Annotated in this window: 19 protein-coding genes and 1 pseudogene; all 20 read left to right on the top strand. The window is 62.7% G+C overall.

Going from position 1 to position 14,366, the window contains the following annotated elements; all coding sequences use genetic code 11:
- Window positions 1-115 precede the first annotated feature (115 nt).
- Window positions 116-1,078 (top strand): ArdC family protein, encoded by a 963-nt coding sequence (locus tag NKI72_RS32075; RefSeq protein WP_352778493.1) that lies wholly within the window; start codon window positions 116-118, stop codon window positions 1,076-1,078.
- Window positions 1,075-1,278 carry a hypothetical protein gene (locus NKI72_RS32080; RefSeq protein WP_352502724.1) on the top strand — a complete coding sequence of 68 codons (204 nt, stop codon included), beginning with the start codon at window positions 1,075-1,077 and terminating at the stop codon, window positions 1,276-1,278. Before NKI72_RS32075 ends, NKI72_RS32080 begins: the two co-directional genes overlap by 4 nt.
- 14 nt (window positions 1,279-1,292) lie before the next feature.
- Entirely contained in the window at window positions 1,293-1,712 is a 420-nt protein-coding gene (locus NKI72_RS32085; RefSeq protein ID WP_352847720.1) for a DUF2958 domain-containing protein, read from the top strand.
- Between the two features lie 77 nt (window positions 1,713-1,789).
- Window positions 1,790-2,194 (top strand): ParB/RepB/Spo0J family partition protein, encoded by a 405-nt coding sequence (locus NKI72_RS32090; protein ID WP_352851881.1) that lies wholly within the window; start codon window positions 1,790-1,792, stop codon window positions 2,192-2,194.
- A gap of 26 nt (window positions 2,195-2,220) precedes the next feature.
- Window positions 2,221-2,454 carry a hypothetical protein gene (locus NKI72_RS32095; RefSeq protein WP_352851883.1) on the top strand — a complete coding sequence of 78 codons (234 nt, stop codon included), beginning with the start codon at window positions 2,221-2,223 and terminating at the stop codon, window positions 2,452-2,454.
- Window positions 2,429-3,508 carry a hypothetical protein gene (locus NKI72_RS32100; RefSeq protein WP_352851885.1) on the top strand — a complete coding sequence of 360 codons (1,080 nt, stop codon included), beginning with the start codon at window positions 2,429-2,431 and terminating at the stop codon, window positions 3,506-3,508. The genes NKI72_RS32095 and NKI72_RS32100 overlap by 26 nt, the downstream gene beginning before the upstream one ends.
- A 541-nt stretch (window positions 3,509-4,049) precedes the next feature.
- Window positions 4,050-4,373: a DUF736 domain-containing protein gene (locus tag NKI72_RS32105; protein WP_023672372.1), complete on the top strand. Its 324-nt coding sequence runs from the start codon at window positions 4,050-4,052 to the stop codon at window positions 4,371-4,373.
- Between the two features lie 162 nt (window positions 4,374-4,535).
- Entirely contained in the window at window positions 4,536-4,805 is a 270-nt protein-coding gene (locus tag NKI72_RS32110; protein WP_023679653.1) for a helix-turn-helix transcriptional regulator, read from the top strand.
- Entirely contained in the window at window positions 4,802-5,350 is a 549-nt protein-coding gene (lepB, locus tag NKI72_RS32115) for a signal peptidase I (protein WP_352851887.1), read from the top strand. The genes NKI72_RS32110 and lepB overlap by 4 nt, the downstream gene beginning before the upstream one ends.
- Window positions 5,338-6,024, top strand: coding sequence for a lytic transglycosylase domain-containing protein (locus tag NKI72_RS32120; RefSeq protein WP_352851889.1), 687 nt, complete (start codon window positions 5,338-5,340; stop codon window positions 6,022-6,024). Before lepB ends, NKI72_RS32120 begins: the two co-directional genes overlap by 13 nt.
- 185 nt (window positions 6,025-6,209) lie before the next feature.
- Window positions 6,210-8,180 (top strand): relaxase/mobilization nuclease RlxS, encoded by a 1,971-nt coding sequence (rlxS, locus tag NKI72_RS32125; RefSeq protein WP_352851891.1) that lies wholly within the window; start codon window positions 6,210-6,212, stop codon window positions 8,178-8,180.
- Between the two features lie 375 nt (window positions 8,181-8,555).
- Window positions 8,556-8,792, top strand: coding sequence for a multiubiquitin domain-containing protein (locus NKI72_RS32130; protein WP_023800975.1), 237 nt, complete (start codon window positions 8,556-8,558; stop codon window positions 8,790-8,792).
- Entirely contained in the window at window positions 8,792-9,169 is a 378-nt protein-coding gene (locus NKI72_RS32135) for an E2/UBC family protein (RefSeq protein WP_023800976.1), read from the top strand. Before NKI72_RS32130 ends, NKI72_RS32135 begins: the two co-directional genes overlap by 1 nt.
- Entirely contained in the window at window positions 9,166-10,521 is a 1,356-nt protein-coding gene (locus tag NKI72_RS32140; RefSeq protein WP_352725324.1) for a HesA/MoeB/ThiF family protein, read from the top strand. Before NKI72_RS32135 ends, NKI72_RS32140 begins: the two co-directional genes overlap by 4 nt.
- On the top strand, window positions 10,511-11,308 hold the full coding sequence (locus NKI72_RS32145; protein WP_352851893.1) for a hypothetical protein: 798 nt from the start codon (window positions 10,511-10,513) through the stop codon (window positions 11,306-11,308). The genes NKI72_RS32140 and NKI72_RS32145 overlap by 11 nt, the downstream gene beginning before the upstream one ends.
- Complete coding sequence (locus tag NKI72_RS32150) at window positions 11,305-12,012, top strand: phosphotransferase (protein WP_352851895.1); 708 nt, start codon at window positions 11,305-11,307, stop codon at window positions 12,010-12,012. Before NKI72_RS32145 ends, NKI72_RS32150 begins: the two co-directional genes overlap by 4 nt.
- Before the next feature lie 17 nt (window positions 12,013-12,029).
- Window positions 12,030-12,578 carry a ubiquitination-like system serine protease family protein gene (locus tag NKI72_RS32155; protein WP_352725328.1) on the top strand — a complete coding sequence of 183 codons (549 nt, stop codon included), beginning with the start codon at window positions 12,030-12,032 and terminating at the stop codon, window positions 12,576-12,578.
- A 236-nt stretch (window positions 12,579-12,814) separates the two neighbouring features.
- Window positions 12,815-13,714: pseudogene (locus NKI72_RS35565) on the top strand (IS701 family transposase); the annotation flags it as partial.
- Entirely contained in the window at window positions 13,666-13,890 is a 225-nt protein-coding gene (locus NKI72_RS32175) for a hypothetical protein (RefSeq protein ID WP_352851903.1), read from the top strand. The pseudogene NKI72_RS35565 and the gene NKI72_RS32175, both read left to right, overlap by 49 nt.
- 128 nt (window positions 13,891-14,018) lie before the next feature.
- Window positions 14,019-14,366 (top strand): nitronate monooxygenase (locus NKI72_RS32180; protein WP_352851899.1); only part of this gene is annotated, 348 nt, incomplete at its 3' end.

Genomic DNA, 14,366 nt, shown 5'->3' on the forward strand with positions numbered 1-14,366 from the left:
CGTTCCGGTCCTTCGGATGCGGTCCGCCTCCCACGGCGGGCCTTTCCGGTCGCGACTCGCCGCCCACCCCGCTTCCGGGGAAAGGCGCGGCGATTTGCGAGCGGAGGATAAGACGATGCATGCAAACAGCAAGCGTTGTGCCAGCACAGAGGCTGGCGCAGGCAAGGGCGGGCGCCCCGGCGCCAGCCTTTATCAGGAGATCACCGACCGCATCATTGCCGAACTGGAGCGCGGCACCGTGCCATGGGTCAAGCCATGGGGCAGGGCAAAGGCAGGCCTTGGCCTGCCGAGGAATGCATCCTCTGGGCGCACCTATTCCGGAATCAATATCCTCATCCTGTGGGGCGCGGTGATCGAGCGCAGCTATCCCAGCCAGAACTGGCTCACCTTCCGGCAGGCGCTCGTGCTTGGCGGCAATGTCAGGAAGGGCGAGCGCGGCACGACCATCGTGCATGCCGACCGCTTTGTCCCCAAGGACGAGAAGGAGCGCGCACGCCACGAGGGCGATGAACCACAGGCCGTGCCTTTTTTGAAGCGCTTCACCGTCTTCAATGTCGCGCAGTGCGATAATCTTCCGGAAGACCTCTATGCCGCCGCCGAGCCGCTGCCTCAGTGCGAGATCGTGCCGCAGGCCGAGACGCTCATTCGCGCCAGCGGTGCGGATTTCAGGGTCGGCGGCGATCGCGCTTTCTACATGCCGGGCAGCGACCACATTCAGGTGCCGCCGCAGCCGGCGTTCCATCACCAGATCGACTATTACCGGACCTGCTTTCACGAGCTTGGCCACTGGACCGGCCACCCGACGCGGCTTGCTCGCGACCTCTCCGGCTCGTTCGGCTCCAAGGCTTACGCGCGTGAAGAATTGGTCGCCGAAATCACTGCCGCCTTCGTCTGCAGCAATCTCGGTATCGAGCCGACCGTGCGTCATGCCGATTACATCGGCTCATGGCTGAAGGTGCTGCGCGAGGACAACCGCGCGATCTTCCGTGCCGCCAGTCTTGCCTCCAAGGCCGCCGATTTCCTGCTTGGCCTTCAGGCCGATGCCGAAGGCGAGGCGCAGGAAGGGATTGCGGCATGACGATGCGCGATCCTCAACTGACCGCGACCGAGCCGACGCCGCAAGGCGAGCAGCTGCTCATTCCCGGCGTTCGGCCGATCACCACGCGCGATCGGCTCACCCTCCTGATGGACGCGCCGATGTGTCCGCGCGCGGCGCAAAAGCCGCTCGATATCGGCCTCTTCGATGAAGCCAGCAGAAATCAACTCGACCTGTTCTGACAAGGAGTCTTTCCATGATCCTGATCACCGATCCACTGCGCGCACGACTGCTCGCCAATGGCGCCGCCGAGGCCGACATCGACCATTTTCCCGTTGTGAAACTGTTTAATCCGACAGGTGCCGCGACGTGGCTTCTGAGCGAACTCGACGCCGATGGCGACACGCTGTTCGGCCTTTGCGATCTCGGCTTCGGCTTCCCCGAACTCGGCAGCGTCAGTCTGGCCGAGCTTGCATCCGTAAAAGGTCCGCTTGGCCTCGGCATAGAGCGCGACCTGCATTTCCAGGCGCGCTTTACGCTCTCCGTCTATGCCGAAGCCGCCCGCATTTGCGGCCACATCACCGAGGCCGAGCGACTTCTGCGGCAAGCAGCAGACGCCCTGTCAAAGCCCCATTCCGAGCTTCCGCCCGACACGGCGGAACAGCAGCGCCGATAGGCGCAAAAACCGTCCCGCCGCGCCGGCCTTCGGCCTCTGCGGCGGGACAACCTCAACCAAAGCGAAAGAGAGTAACCATGCAGCTTGCCCACATCCCCTTGGATCAGCTCAAGATTTCCGCGCTCAACATGCGCCATGGAAAACGCGCGCCCGACATATCCGATATCCTGCCATCCGTGCGTGCGCGCGGCGTGCTGGTGCCTCTCCTTGTGCGGCCGAACGGCCAGCCGGAAACCTTCGAGATCGTTGCCGGCAGGCGGCGCTATTTCGCCGCGAAATCGCTTGCCGACGAGCGCGGCGAAGGCGATCCCTTGCCCTGCGCCATCATGGAGGATGGCGACGACGCCGATGCGCTGGAAGCCTCGCTGATCGAAAACCTCGCCCGGCTCGATCCTGACGAAGTATCGCAATGGGAGACGCTTTCGCGGCTCGTCAGGCAAGGCCGCCGTTGCCGAGATCGCTGCGACCTTCGGCATCACTGACCTCAACGTCAAACGCATTCTGGCGCTTGGCGATCTCTTGCCCAAAAATCCGCGAAGCCTACCGGCGCGAGGAGATCGACGCCGAGACGGCGCGCCATCTCACCATGGCGTCCAAGGCGCAGCAGAAGGACTGGCTGGCACTCTGTGCCGATCCCGATCAATACGCGCCGCGTGGCTTTCAATTGAAGCAACGGCTGTTCGGCGGCCAGTCGATTTCCACCAAGGTGGCGCTGTTTGCCATCGACGAATACCCGGCCTGATCACCTCGGACCTGTTCGGCGAGGACAGCTATTTCGCCGATGCCGACCTGTTCTGGCAAAAGCAGAACGAAGCGATTGCCGCCAGACGCGACACCTATCTCAACGACGGCTGGAGCGAGGTGGTGCTGCTGGAGCCGGGCCAGTATTCCACCCATGGGACCACGAGAAGACCCCGAAGAAGAAGGGCGGCAAGGTCGTCATCACTGTCTCGCATCGCGGCGAGGTCGAGTGTCACGAGGGCTGGCTGTCACGCAAGGAAGCGCGCCGCGCCCGCGAGGGCGGCGAGCAAGAAGAAACAGCCGCCAAGCCGCCGCGCCCCGAACTCACCGGCCCGATGCAGAACTATGTCGATCTGCATCGCCATGCCGCCGTGCGTGCGGCCATGCTCGACCATCCCGCCGTGGCGCTGCGCCTCGTGGTGGCGCACGCCATCACCGGTTCCGGCCTGTGGCAGGTGCGCCGTGAGCCACAGCGCGCAGTCAACGAAACGGTGACTGCCAGACTTGCCGGCTGCAAGGCTGAGGCTGCATTCGGCAAAAAGCGGCGCGAAGTGTTGGCCCTGCTCGGATCACCGGCTGAGGATGGCGTGGTCGCCGGCGGCAATGGCGACGCCTTTGCTATCGCCGGCGTGTTCGCGCGCCTCTTGGCGCTGTGCGACGACGATGTCATGCGCGTTCTCACCCTTGTCATGGCCGAGACGCTTGCAGCCGGCAGCGCCGTCATCGAGGCACTCGGCAACCATCTGAACGTCGATATGGGCGCATGGTGGCAACCGGACGACGCCTTCTTCGACCTCTTGCGCGACAAGGAAATCGCCAATTCGATGCTGGCCGAGGTCGGCGGCAAGCTGGTCGCGGACGGCAATGTCGCCGAGAAGGTCAAGACGCAAAAGAAGATCATCCGTGACTTCCTGGCGGGCGAGAATGGCCGCCAGTGGGTCGAGAGCTGGCTGCCGCGCTGGATGAAATTCCCCGCCGAAAGCTACACCAGCCGCGGCGGCTTCCGCACCGCCGATCAGTGGACACAAGTGCAGCCGCTGTTCGCGCGCGAATAGTCGATCAGGGCCTAAGCGGCGGTTCTCTCGAGTACCGCCGCTCAGGTCGCCCGCGCCGCTCCGGGGCCGCGCCGGCTGCCGATTGGTCGTCTTGTCGAGCCAGTGCCGCGCGAGAAATCCCGACGCCAACTCGCCCCCATTTCGGCAGCCCTGCACCGCGCCGGGTTGCTTGCCGAGGCGCTCCGCGCATGGGCCAATTACCGATCGGGTTGCCGACAGAGCCCGCGCAGCAAGCCCCCTGCATTGCCGCCCGCTCTTGTGCCGCCGATCGCGCCACCTGTCTCCATGCGTCTCAGGGACCATTCCCCTGCGGCTGGCTTGACGACCTATGGGCGGATCCGGCCCGACCGAAACCCTCGCCAGCAGCTTTTTTCCCCGCCGCCTGCGGCGGCTTCCTCGCGCCGCTTCGCTTCAAAAAAGCTGTCCGCTCGGGTCCTCCGCTATCGCTGCGGCCGTCCCGGTTCCGGCGGTCCGGACGCGCCCATCACGGTCCGCCATCGCAGGGGAATGGTCCCCGGCGAGCACCAAAAGGAGACTGAAAATGACCGCGATCGGATACGTCACCAAACAGGAAAACGGCGGCTACAAGGGCCAGCTCAAGACGCTCAGCGTCCGCGCCGACATCGACATCGTGCCCAATCAGGCAAAGAGCGCCGACACCCATCCCGACTTTCGGGTGCTGACGCAAGGGGTCGAAGTAGGGGCCGGCTGGATCCGCACCGGCGAGACCTCCGGCAAGGACTATGTGAGCCTGTCGATTGCCGCCCCGGAGTTCGGTCCGCGCAAGCTCTACGCCAATCTCGGCCGCGCCGCCGGCCAGGACGACGACGACACATACGCCATCATCTGGAACCCGGTCGACTGAACCGCCAGCCTCGCGCCCCCCGCCCCCCCCGCGCCCCCCCGGGCGCGGGGCTCTTCTCAAGAAGGGGCGGCGAAAACTCGCCCCCCACTCTTCGCCCGTCCCCAAAACGATCTCGCTCGCCGATCCTCGCCTTCGCTTGTCCGTAACGAAACGAGGACCATCATGGACGACGAAAACGAACGCGCGGCCCGCGCGAAGAAGGGCAGTCCGTTTCTCAACACCGCGCAGGCCGCCTTCTATATCGGGCTATCCCAGCGCACGCTGGAGAAGATGCGGCTCAAGGGCGGTGGCCCGCAATTTCGCAAGCACGGCCGCTATGTCCGCTATCACATCGACGAGCTCGACGACTGGTCGAAGGGACGCGCGCAGGAGACCAGGCCCGAGGATGCCGGGCACGATTCCGGCTCGGCCGGTGAGGGAGGCCGCTCATGAGCCGGCGTCCCACTATCCGTCTGATCGGCAGCCATCTGCGGCGCATTCGGGCGCGCAAGACGATCGCCGTGGCTAGTGCAGGCCTCAGCCTGATCGGCTTCGCCGCCTTCGGCAAACCATCGCCCTGGCTGGTCTGGAACGCCTCGGCCAGTGCGCCGGTCGGCCTCTATCGCGTCGCGTCCGGATCACCGGCTCGGGGCGACCTCGTGCTCGTCCGCCCGCCAAAACCGGTCGCCGATCTCGCCGCCGAACGCTTCTATCTGCCCAGCAATGTGCCGCTGGTCAAGCGCCTTGCCGCGCTGCCTGGCGAGCATGTCTGCGCCTTCGGCGACGCCATCATCATCGGCGGCGAGATTGTCGCGCGCCGGCTGGCAACCGACACGCAGCACCGTCCGCTGCCTTGGTGGAAGGACTGCCGCAAGCTCGCCGCCGACGAGTTTTTCCTGCTCGGCAACGATAGAAACCGCTCCTTCGACAGCCGCTATTTCGGGCCGGTGCCGGCCGAAAATATTGCCGGGAGGCTCGTGCCGCTATGGACCGAGTAACCCTCCTGATGCTGGGCATGGTCGCGATAGCGCCATGCGCCTGTTCCGCCGCGACCGACGCTCAGCCGGCCGCCATCTCCCGTGGTCCGCAGCTCCAACGATGGCAGCCCTTGGTGGCCGAAGCAAGCCGGCGATTCAGCATTCCACAGCCCTGGATTTATGCCGTCATGGATGCCGAAAGCCGGGGGCAGACAATGGTGGACGGACGGCCGATCACATCGAGCGCCGGCGCCATTGGCCTCATGCAGGTGATGCCCGGCACCTACGAGGAGGTGCGCGCAGAGCTTGGCCTGGGAGCCGATCCGCACGACCCTCGCGACAACATTCTGGCAGGCACTGCCTATCTGCGCGCCATGTATGACCGCTTCGGCTTTCCCGGCCTGTTTGCCGCCTATAACGCTGGGCCGGACCGCTACGAACAGCATTTGCAGCGTGGGCGACCGCTGCCCAGCGAGACGGTTTCGTATCTGGAAGAGGTCAAGGCTGCGGGGATTTCGGCCGCCGACATGGACGCGTTCACCGGCAAATCCCGTTCCGGAAAAGCGCCGGAAATCCCGTCCGGGCAGTCGCTGTTTTTCCTGCGAAACGGTGTTTCCGCGACCGATCCGAATGGCCAAATCGTGGTGCCGCTCGGATCGGAGCGAGCAAGGTCAGGCCGGCCGGATCGCAGGTGAGGGCAGGGGTACCGTGGGTCGGGCGGGGCAGCGAGGCAGGTCCGCGGAAGGCAAGATAAAGGCATCGCCTCCCGGAGGCGGCGAAGTCTTTGTCTGCACATCCTTTTTCACGGAGGCTGCCTTCAGCGTCAGGAGAGCTGCTGCCGACAAACCGCTGATTTTGCTTAAGATTACTAGGAGGCTCAATGCAGGATGAAGAGTTCAAGCCGAGCCTGGGCAAAATCGGATCGCGCGGCTCGAAGGCAGGCAAGCGTTTCGCCGGCCAGATCCGCGCCGCGATCAACCGAGCCGGCGGCGGCAGCGGGCGCCGTGGCCGCTTCATCGGAAGCCGGGCGGGGCGCGGCGGGGCTGCTGCCGCCGTTCTCAGAGCGCGCGACCGCCACGCGGCGTTTCGGCAGCGGCGCGCCGTCGTCAAGGCGCGTATCGTCAAGCTGGCCGGCAAGGGTGTTGACGGGGCACGTGCACACCTTCGCTACCTCCAGCGCGACGGCGTCACCCGCGAAGGCGAGCATGGCGAGCTCTATAGCGCCGACAGCGACCGCGTCGATGGCAAGGCCTTTATCGATCGTGCCGATGGCGACCGGCATCAGTTCCGCTTCATCGTCGCCCCTGAAGACGGCATCGAGTATGATGACCTGAAGCCGCTCACGCGGCGTCTCATGGCGCAGATGGAAGAAGACCTCGGCACCAGGCTCGACTGGGTCGCCGTCGATCATTTCAACACTGGTCATCCGCATGCCCATATTATCGTCCGCGGCAAGGACGAGCGCGGCGAAAATCTTGTCATCGCGCGAGACTACATCTCGTCTGGAATCCGTGAACGGGCGGCCGAGCTGGTCAGCCTCGACCTTGGCCCGAGAACGGACCGCGAGATCGAGCAACGCCTGCGCCAGGAAATGGAGCGGGAACGCTTCACCAGCATCGATCGGCAGCTGCTCCGCATCCGCGACCATGAGGGGCATGTCTCACCCGCCAGCCGAGACATGTTTCGCCAGACGCTGCACCAGGGCCGCCTGCGCAAGCTCGAGCGGATGGGTCTGGCTGAGGAAGTCGGCTCGGGCCGCTGGCGCCTTGATGGCGAGCTTGAAGCGACACTGCGCCGCATCGGCGAGCGGGGCGACATCATCAAGACCATGCACCGCGAACTGACCGGCAAGGGGCTCGCCCGCAGTGCCGCCGACTATGTTGTCCATGATCGATCTGCAGAGCAGATGCAGCCTGTCGTCGGCCGCATCATTGCGCGCGGCCTGGCCGACGAAATCACTGACCGCCATTACCTCGTCGTCGACGGCGTGGACGGCAAAAGCCACTATGTTGATATCGGCAAAGGCGAGGCCACCCAACCGACGCCAGAGGGCTGCATAGTGCGGGTCACGCCGAGCGACACCGGGCCAAGGCGAGTCGACCGCACAATTGCCGAGATCGCCACAGCCCATGACGGGCGCTACAGCATCGATATCCATCTCAAGCATGACCCGTCGGCCACCGAACGCTTTGCCGAAACGCACGTGCGGCGACTGGAGGCGATCCGCCGGGCGACCGGTGGTGTCGAGCGCGAGCCGGACGGTACATGGACTATCGCGCCGGACCATCTCGACCGCGTCGCGGGCTACGAGCGTCAGCGAGCGAGGGCCGAGCCTGTTGTCGTCGACAAGCTCTCATCAATGCTGCTGGAGAGCCAAGTCAGCTTCGACGGCGCCACCTGGCTCGATCGAGAGCTGGTTTCCGACACACCGGAGGCCTTGCACAGCTCTGGTTTCGGCCGCGATGTCCGAGAGGCGCAAGGCCGCCGGCGGCAGTGGCTGATTGCGCAAGGTCTTGCTCGGGAAGAGCAGGACCGGATCGTCTATCGCGCCAACATGCTTTCGATGCTGCGTCAACGTGAGCTGAACCGTGTTGCCGGTCAACTGTCTGACGAACTCGGACTGCCCTATTCTGAAGCCCAGACTGGAGATCGAATAGAAGGCACGCTCCGCCGCTCCGTCGAGCTCGCCGGCGGAAAATACGCTGTCATCGAGAAATCGCGCGAGTTCACGCTGGTACCATGGAGGCCAGTGCTTGATCGGCATATTGGCAAGGAGGTGTCTGGTGTCATGGGTGGGGAGGGGATTTCATGGACCATCGGCCGGCAGAGAAGCGGACCAAGCATTTCGTGAAGGCCGCAGCGGCACCAAATACGCTGTTCAAACATAACTAAGGCGACCGCCCACAGACGCACGATCGCCCATCGCGTGTGATACGATCGCGGTTCCTTGTTGAACTCGAGAGGACCGGGCGCAAGGAAGCCTCGCAGGCGTGCGAAATGCCGGACCGGATTTGAATGCCGTGGCAGCATCATTATCAACGAAATGGGGGTGAAAAAATGTGAGGCTGTTCCTACATAGGAGGTGTCAATGCGGGGTGCTCGTCGGCGGTGGGGGAACTTGATTCCGCCTTCTGCGGTCACTCCTTTCACGATAAAAGCGAGGCAGCGGCTCTGATTCTCTTTGAATCAGGCTGCTCTTTTTCGGGTTCATTTTGCAGAGGGAACAATGGCCAAAGAAGATCATCCGAAATTTTCCATCAATATTGATGGGGTCCATATCGAAGCGACAAGCGAAAGCATGACCGGTGCGGAGCTGAAGCAGCTCGCCGCCAAGGACCAGCAATATCAGTTGTTCCTCGAGGGGCACGGCCATGATGCCGATCGGCAGATTGGGGACAATGAGGCTGTTACGCTCAAGAACGGAATGCACTTCTACACTGTTCCTCCGGCGACGTTTGGCTAATGTCGATCCTCGAACGTCACTTCCAGGATATCAGCAAAAAGCACCCTAACGCGACCCTTGAGCTCCAGTCCGGAGGTACGGCAGTGGTCAGCATGCCGGCTGTGCAACTTCCAAAGGGCTGGAACCGCGCCGAGGTTGGCATAAAGTTCGTGGTGCCTGCGGGCTATCCGCAGGCTGCGCCCGATTGCTTCTGGGCCGAGCCGGCGCTCGCCCTCGAACACGGTGGAACCCCACAAAACACAGGGCAACAGGCCACCCCGGGAGTTCCCTCGGAGTGGCTGTGGTTTTCCTGGCATCCGTCTACCTGGAAGCCCAACAGCGACAATCTGCTTACCTATTTGAATGTGATCCGGCGGCGGCTGGGCGAGGCGCGATGAACCGTCTGATGTTCCGGGGTGGAGAATGGACGGCTCTTCGAGATGACCTTATCGCGCCTGCCCCCCTTGAATCTGCTGCTGCGTTGATCGTTGGCGGTGGTCGTTTCGAAGGCGGGATGAGGTTGATCGTTAGAGAGATCATTCGCCCGGCTCCGGACGACTATATCGCCCGCAGCCCGATAGAAGTCTCATTGACTCCCATGTTCCTGTCGCGCGTGCTCAAACGCGCGCGTCTGGAGCGAGCGGGCGTAATTCTTGCGCATTCGCATCCTGTGCAACGCAGACTGGCGTTCTCATCGGTCGACGACGCAGCGCAGCAACTCTTGGCTCCGGTGCTGCATTTTCGGTGCCCGCAAGGGCCGCATGGATTCCTGATCGCCGGGCCGACGGGATTTCGTGGCCGCCTCTTCGATATCAAAGGCGAGACCACATTCACCATCGATCGGATTCAGGAAATCGGGCGCAGTGTTCGATCTTACCCAACTGAGACTGACGCGGAAGATCCGGCCCCATTGCCGGAAGTGTTCGACCGCAATGTGCGAGCATTCGGCGCCGCAGGGCAGCGAATCCTCAACGATCTCACCGTGGCGGTCGTCGGCGTAGGCGGCACCGGTTCAGTGGTCGTCGAGGAACTCGCCCGGCTGGGCGTTGGTCGGCTGCACTTGATTGATCCTGAACAGGTCGAGCGAACCAACCTCAACCGATTGATGGGGGCCGAGCAGAAGGACGTTGACCGACCAAAGGTCGCAGTGGCCTCCGAAGCGTCGCAACGCGCGAAACGCGACATTGAGGTTATGACCTTACCGGAATCCGTTATTGACGAGCCCGTGGCCAGGACGTTGCTCGACGGCGATTTTGTCATGTGTTGCACGGATTCGCACGGCAGCCGCGCCGTCCTCAATCAGATCGCCTATCAGTATCGTTTGCCAATGATCGACGTTGGAGTGCGCATCGACGCCCGGGAGGGTGTCGTCGCCGCGATGTCGACTAGGGTCCAAATGCTTGCCGAGTCGCTGGCCTGCCTTAACTGCCATTCCCTTCTCGATCCCGCCGCAGTGAGACGCGATCTTCTCGCCGATTCACGCTCCGATCCGTATTTCGTCGGCCATTTCGAGCCGCAGCCGGCCGTGATCTCCCTTAACGCAGCAACCTCTTCCATGGCCGTCTCGATGTTCCTTTCGGCAGTGACCGGGTTCCCTGGGGAGGCGCGGCATCTTATTGGGCGGCCCATTGAAGGATCGGTGCGGCCTGTCAGTTCAAGGTCAGATCCGACCTGCGTTGTATGTGCTCAGGACAATGCCCTGGCCAAAGGAGACAGTTGGCCCATGATTTGGCGCCAACATGAAAGCTGAAGAGCGCACGACCGTTTTGGTTGACGGAGGTACCGTGAACCCGACGCCTTTCTCCGCCCGCCAACTTGCCGTGAAGCCGCTCGTGTCGCTTTCTGATCTTGATGACGGAGGCGCCCGGGCGTTGATCGTGCTGGCCGGTGCCCTTCCGTCGGACGAGGGCCGATTGGATTTGGTCAAGCGTCTTCGACGCCTCGCCGCTTCGTCCGCACAGCGCGGCATACTCGTCATTGTCGTTACGAAACGGGGCGAGGAAGCGATTGGACAGGCGGTGGCGCGTTCAGGCGCAGGCGTGTTGGCGCAGTGGCAAGAGCATACTGGTGTCGTGCTGCGGCAGCTCGCAGTGCTTCCAGACTCTGACTGGGATAACATTGCCGAGACCTGCGCACGATGCCGGTGCGGCCCTTCCCTGAACAGCAGCCTGGCGATCCGCGACAAAAATGGGAATGAGCTGCCGACGCCTCTGCTACCCGAACTGAAGCTTCTGTTCCGTCGCGCGTTTCACGACTACTCGGGCATCCTTATTTCCGAGGAGAATGGTGGCAAATCTTCTTCGTCCGTCTGGAAGGTCGAGACGGAAGGCCTGGAGCAGCACACACCTTTCATCGTCAAGTCAGGCCCCGCGGCGGTGATGGAAGAACACATTAACACGTACAGGGACGTGGTCGCTGACCGCGTGCCATATCGCGGATGCGCCCCTTTGTGCCTGGATCGTTGGTTGTGGGATCTGAGCACCAGCTTGCGGTCTCCCGCTTCGTCGAGAATGCCGTCCGCCTGGACAAGGTTGTGATCAACTGCGATGTGAAAGAGGTCATCCAGGCGATCTATCGAACTGTGTTGGGTCGTTGGCGAAAAGACCCCGAAAGAAAGAGACTAGACCTTCTGCAGGAGTTTCTACCTGCGGCACGGCATGACGCATATCTAAAAGGCCTTGAGCGCACCTACGACAAATTGACCAAGGACAGCTACGCTGGCGCTTCGCCACGAAGCTTTTTTGTTCGTCTCGCTGGACTGCAGGCTGAGGAGCATCCGGTGTGTCGAGCTCACGACGACCTCAATTTGCGCAACGTGTTCGTCTGCGGCGGCGATGCGGAAGCGGTTCTGATCGACTTCACGCGGGCAGCTCGACGTCCTTTGTCCCACGACGTCGCCCGGTTGGAAATCGGGCTTGCGTTCGACGCGGAGTTGCAGGCTGATCAACCGCTGCCCGAACAAGTGCTCGAAGATTTTTACTCCAGAGATCTCTTCGCTATGTCGCTTAAACATCTCCTGCAAGGCAAAAAGGCCCAGTATCGGCTCAACGCGATCGTGGCGTTGCGTACGACCATCCTCGAGGAAGGTCAGTCCCATTCGTTCGATCTGAGGCGCGAGTATACAATCGCGATCTGCGTCGGGCTGCTCTATTATGCCAAAGGCAAAAGCCCGGATGCGGCCATTGCTTACAAGTGCGCGGTGGACCTTCTGGATCGCGTGACAAATCCTTCGCTTTGGTAGGTCGGGAGTTCGGTTGGGTGCTCAAGAAAACGCACGCGGTACAGTTCAAGGGCAGGGTTGAACGTCAGTCCGAAGCCATCGAGCAGGTGGATAACCCGGGAGACGTTTCACTTGTGGAGCGCGGAGCTCCGCGGTCCCTTGTCATGAGATGCCCCGATGGATGCGGAGACATACTGACGGTTAACCTCGACCGTCGTGCCGGGCCGGCCTGGCGCCTTTATCAACGCGAGGGCGGGTTGACCCTTTTCCCTTCTGTGTGGCGAGACACTGGATGCGGGGCACACTTCATCGTCTGGGACAACGTCATCCATTGGACCAACGATGCCTGGATCCTGCGGCCCAATTCATCACTCGAACGTGCTGTCGAAGGTCGACTCAGTGACGAGCTGGCGAGCTTCGTTGATATTGCGGCAGCGGTGGATGAAGTGCCTTGGTCGGTTCTCGACGCATGCCGGTCATTGGTCAAGTCGGGGATCGCTGTCGAAGGAACCGGCGCCGAGCGGTCCAGCTTCCGCCTGGCGAGTGATAGCGTCCAAACCTCACGGGCCAGGAAAAGGCATTGGTAATCAGCCGCGCGACCGGCGGCCTAGAGCGAGCATCTCAGCAGCGTGGCGAACCCTCGATCGTCAGCTTGCCAAGGCTGAACCTGTGATCGTCTGCAAGTTATCTTCAGGACCGCTGGAGGTAGATCAGCTCGCGGCGGCGCTTGATAGCCACCATGTGCAAGCAAGTCCCGGGCGTTGTGCAGTGAGAGGGTATCCACGAAATGCTTGGTCCGCTTCTCTGCCGGCCGATGGTCCATGAGGATGGTGTCCTGATCGTCGACGAGACGGGATTTGTGAAGAAGGGCGATCGTTCCGCCGGTGTCGCGCGTCAGTACTCGGGAACGGCGGGGCGGATCGAGAACAGCCAGGTCGGCGTGTTCTTGGCTTACGCGAGCCGCTACGGCCAAGCGCTGGTCGATCGTCGCCTTTATCTGCCGGAGAGCTGGACAAGGGATCGGGCGCGATGTGCCAGAGCGTCGATCCCGGAGATGGTCGAGTTTGCGACCAAGCCAAAGATGGCGCGCGCCATGGTCGAGGCGGCGCTCGATGCCGGCGTCCCGTGCGCTTACGTTCTGGGCGACGCTGTCTACGGGGCGGACAGCAGCCTTCGCCGGATGCTGGAAGCTCGCGAGCAGCCCTATGTCTTGGCGGTTCGAGGCGCTCACTTCATGCGCCGGTGAGGGGATCGTCTGTTTGAGGAAACCTCGCCCGAGGAACTGGCCAGCGAGTTCGAGCCCGACGACTGGGTCTGTCATGCGGCAGGTGAAGGCGCCAAAGGCCCTCGGCTCTACGACTGGGCACGCATCCGCCGCCCTTGGACGTCAAAAGGCGGCTTCGAGCATTGGCTTCTCGTCCGCCGCAAGCGATCGACATCCGGAGAAAAAGCCTACTACCTGGTCTTCGCCCCGCCCGGTTCCTCCTTGGCCGAATTGGCGGCAGTGGCCGGCCTGCGCTGGGCGATCGAGGAGTGCTTTGAGCGCGCCAAGGATGATCTCGGACTTGATCATTGCGAGGCTCGGTCCTGGCACGGATGGCATCGCCACATGAGCCTGTGCATGGCCGCCCTGGCATTCCTCTCGAAGCTATCGGCTGATCTTCGCCGCAGCGCATGGAGCAAACCGAACGAAACGAGTCCAAAGGAGCCAATCGCCGCCTGATCCGGATGGCTGCGCTCGTCCCGAGCGTCCCCGAGATCCGCTATCTCCTCGCCCGGATCCTCATCTTCCCACCGACACAAAAGCCCTTCATCATCGCCTGGTCGCTATGGCGACGACGACATCAGGCTGCGGCCACCATCTGTCACTACAAACGGCATCGGCATTCGCAACTGTAGTACTAAGGTCCGGACTCATAACCGTCGGTCGACTGGGGGCTCTGGTTGCCGTTAATCGCGGGGCGCTGAGCGGGGCTCGATAGAATCAACCGAACCTGCGATACTCAAGGCAATCTGTTGGAGTGATGATGCGCATCGTAACCCGTCTCACTGATCGGCTTGAACTGCAGCATCCGATCATCAGCGCGCCGATGGCATTCGCATCGGGCGGGGAACTCGCAGGTGCGGTCAGTTCAGCCGGAGGGCTTGGGCTTATCGGCGGCGGCTATGGCGACGCTGATTGGCTGACGCGAGAGTTCGAGCGATCTGGCAACAGACCTGTCGGCTGCGGCTTCATAACATGGTCACTCGCCAGGAACCCGCGCCTACTCGATAAGGCCCTGGAGCGGCGACCAAGTGCGATTTTCCTATCCTTTGGCGACCCGGCGCCTTTTTCGCCGGCGATACGGGCCGCCGGGGTCCCCTTGATCTGCCAG

The sequence above is a fragment of the Mesorhizobium sp. M0437 genome (assembly GCF_040321335.1).
Classification (GTDB): Bacteria; Pseudomonadota; Alphaproteobacteria; order Rhizobiales; family Rhizobiaceae; genus Mesorhizobium.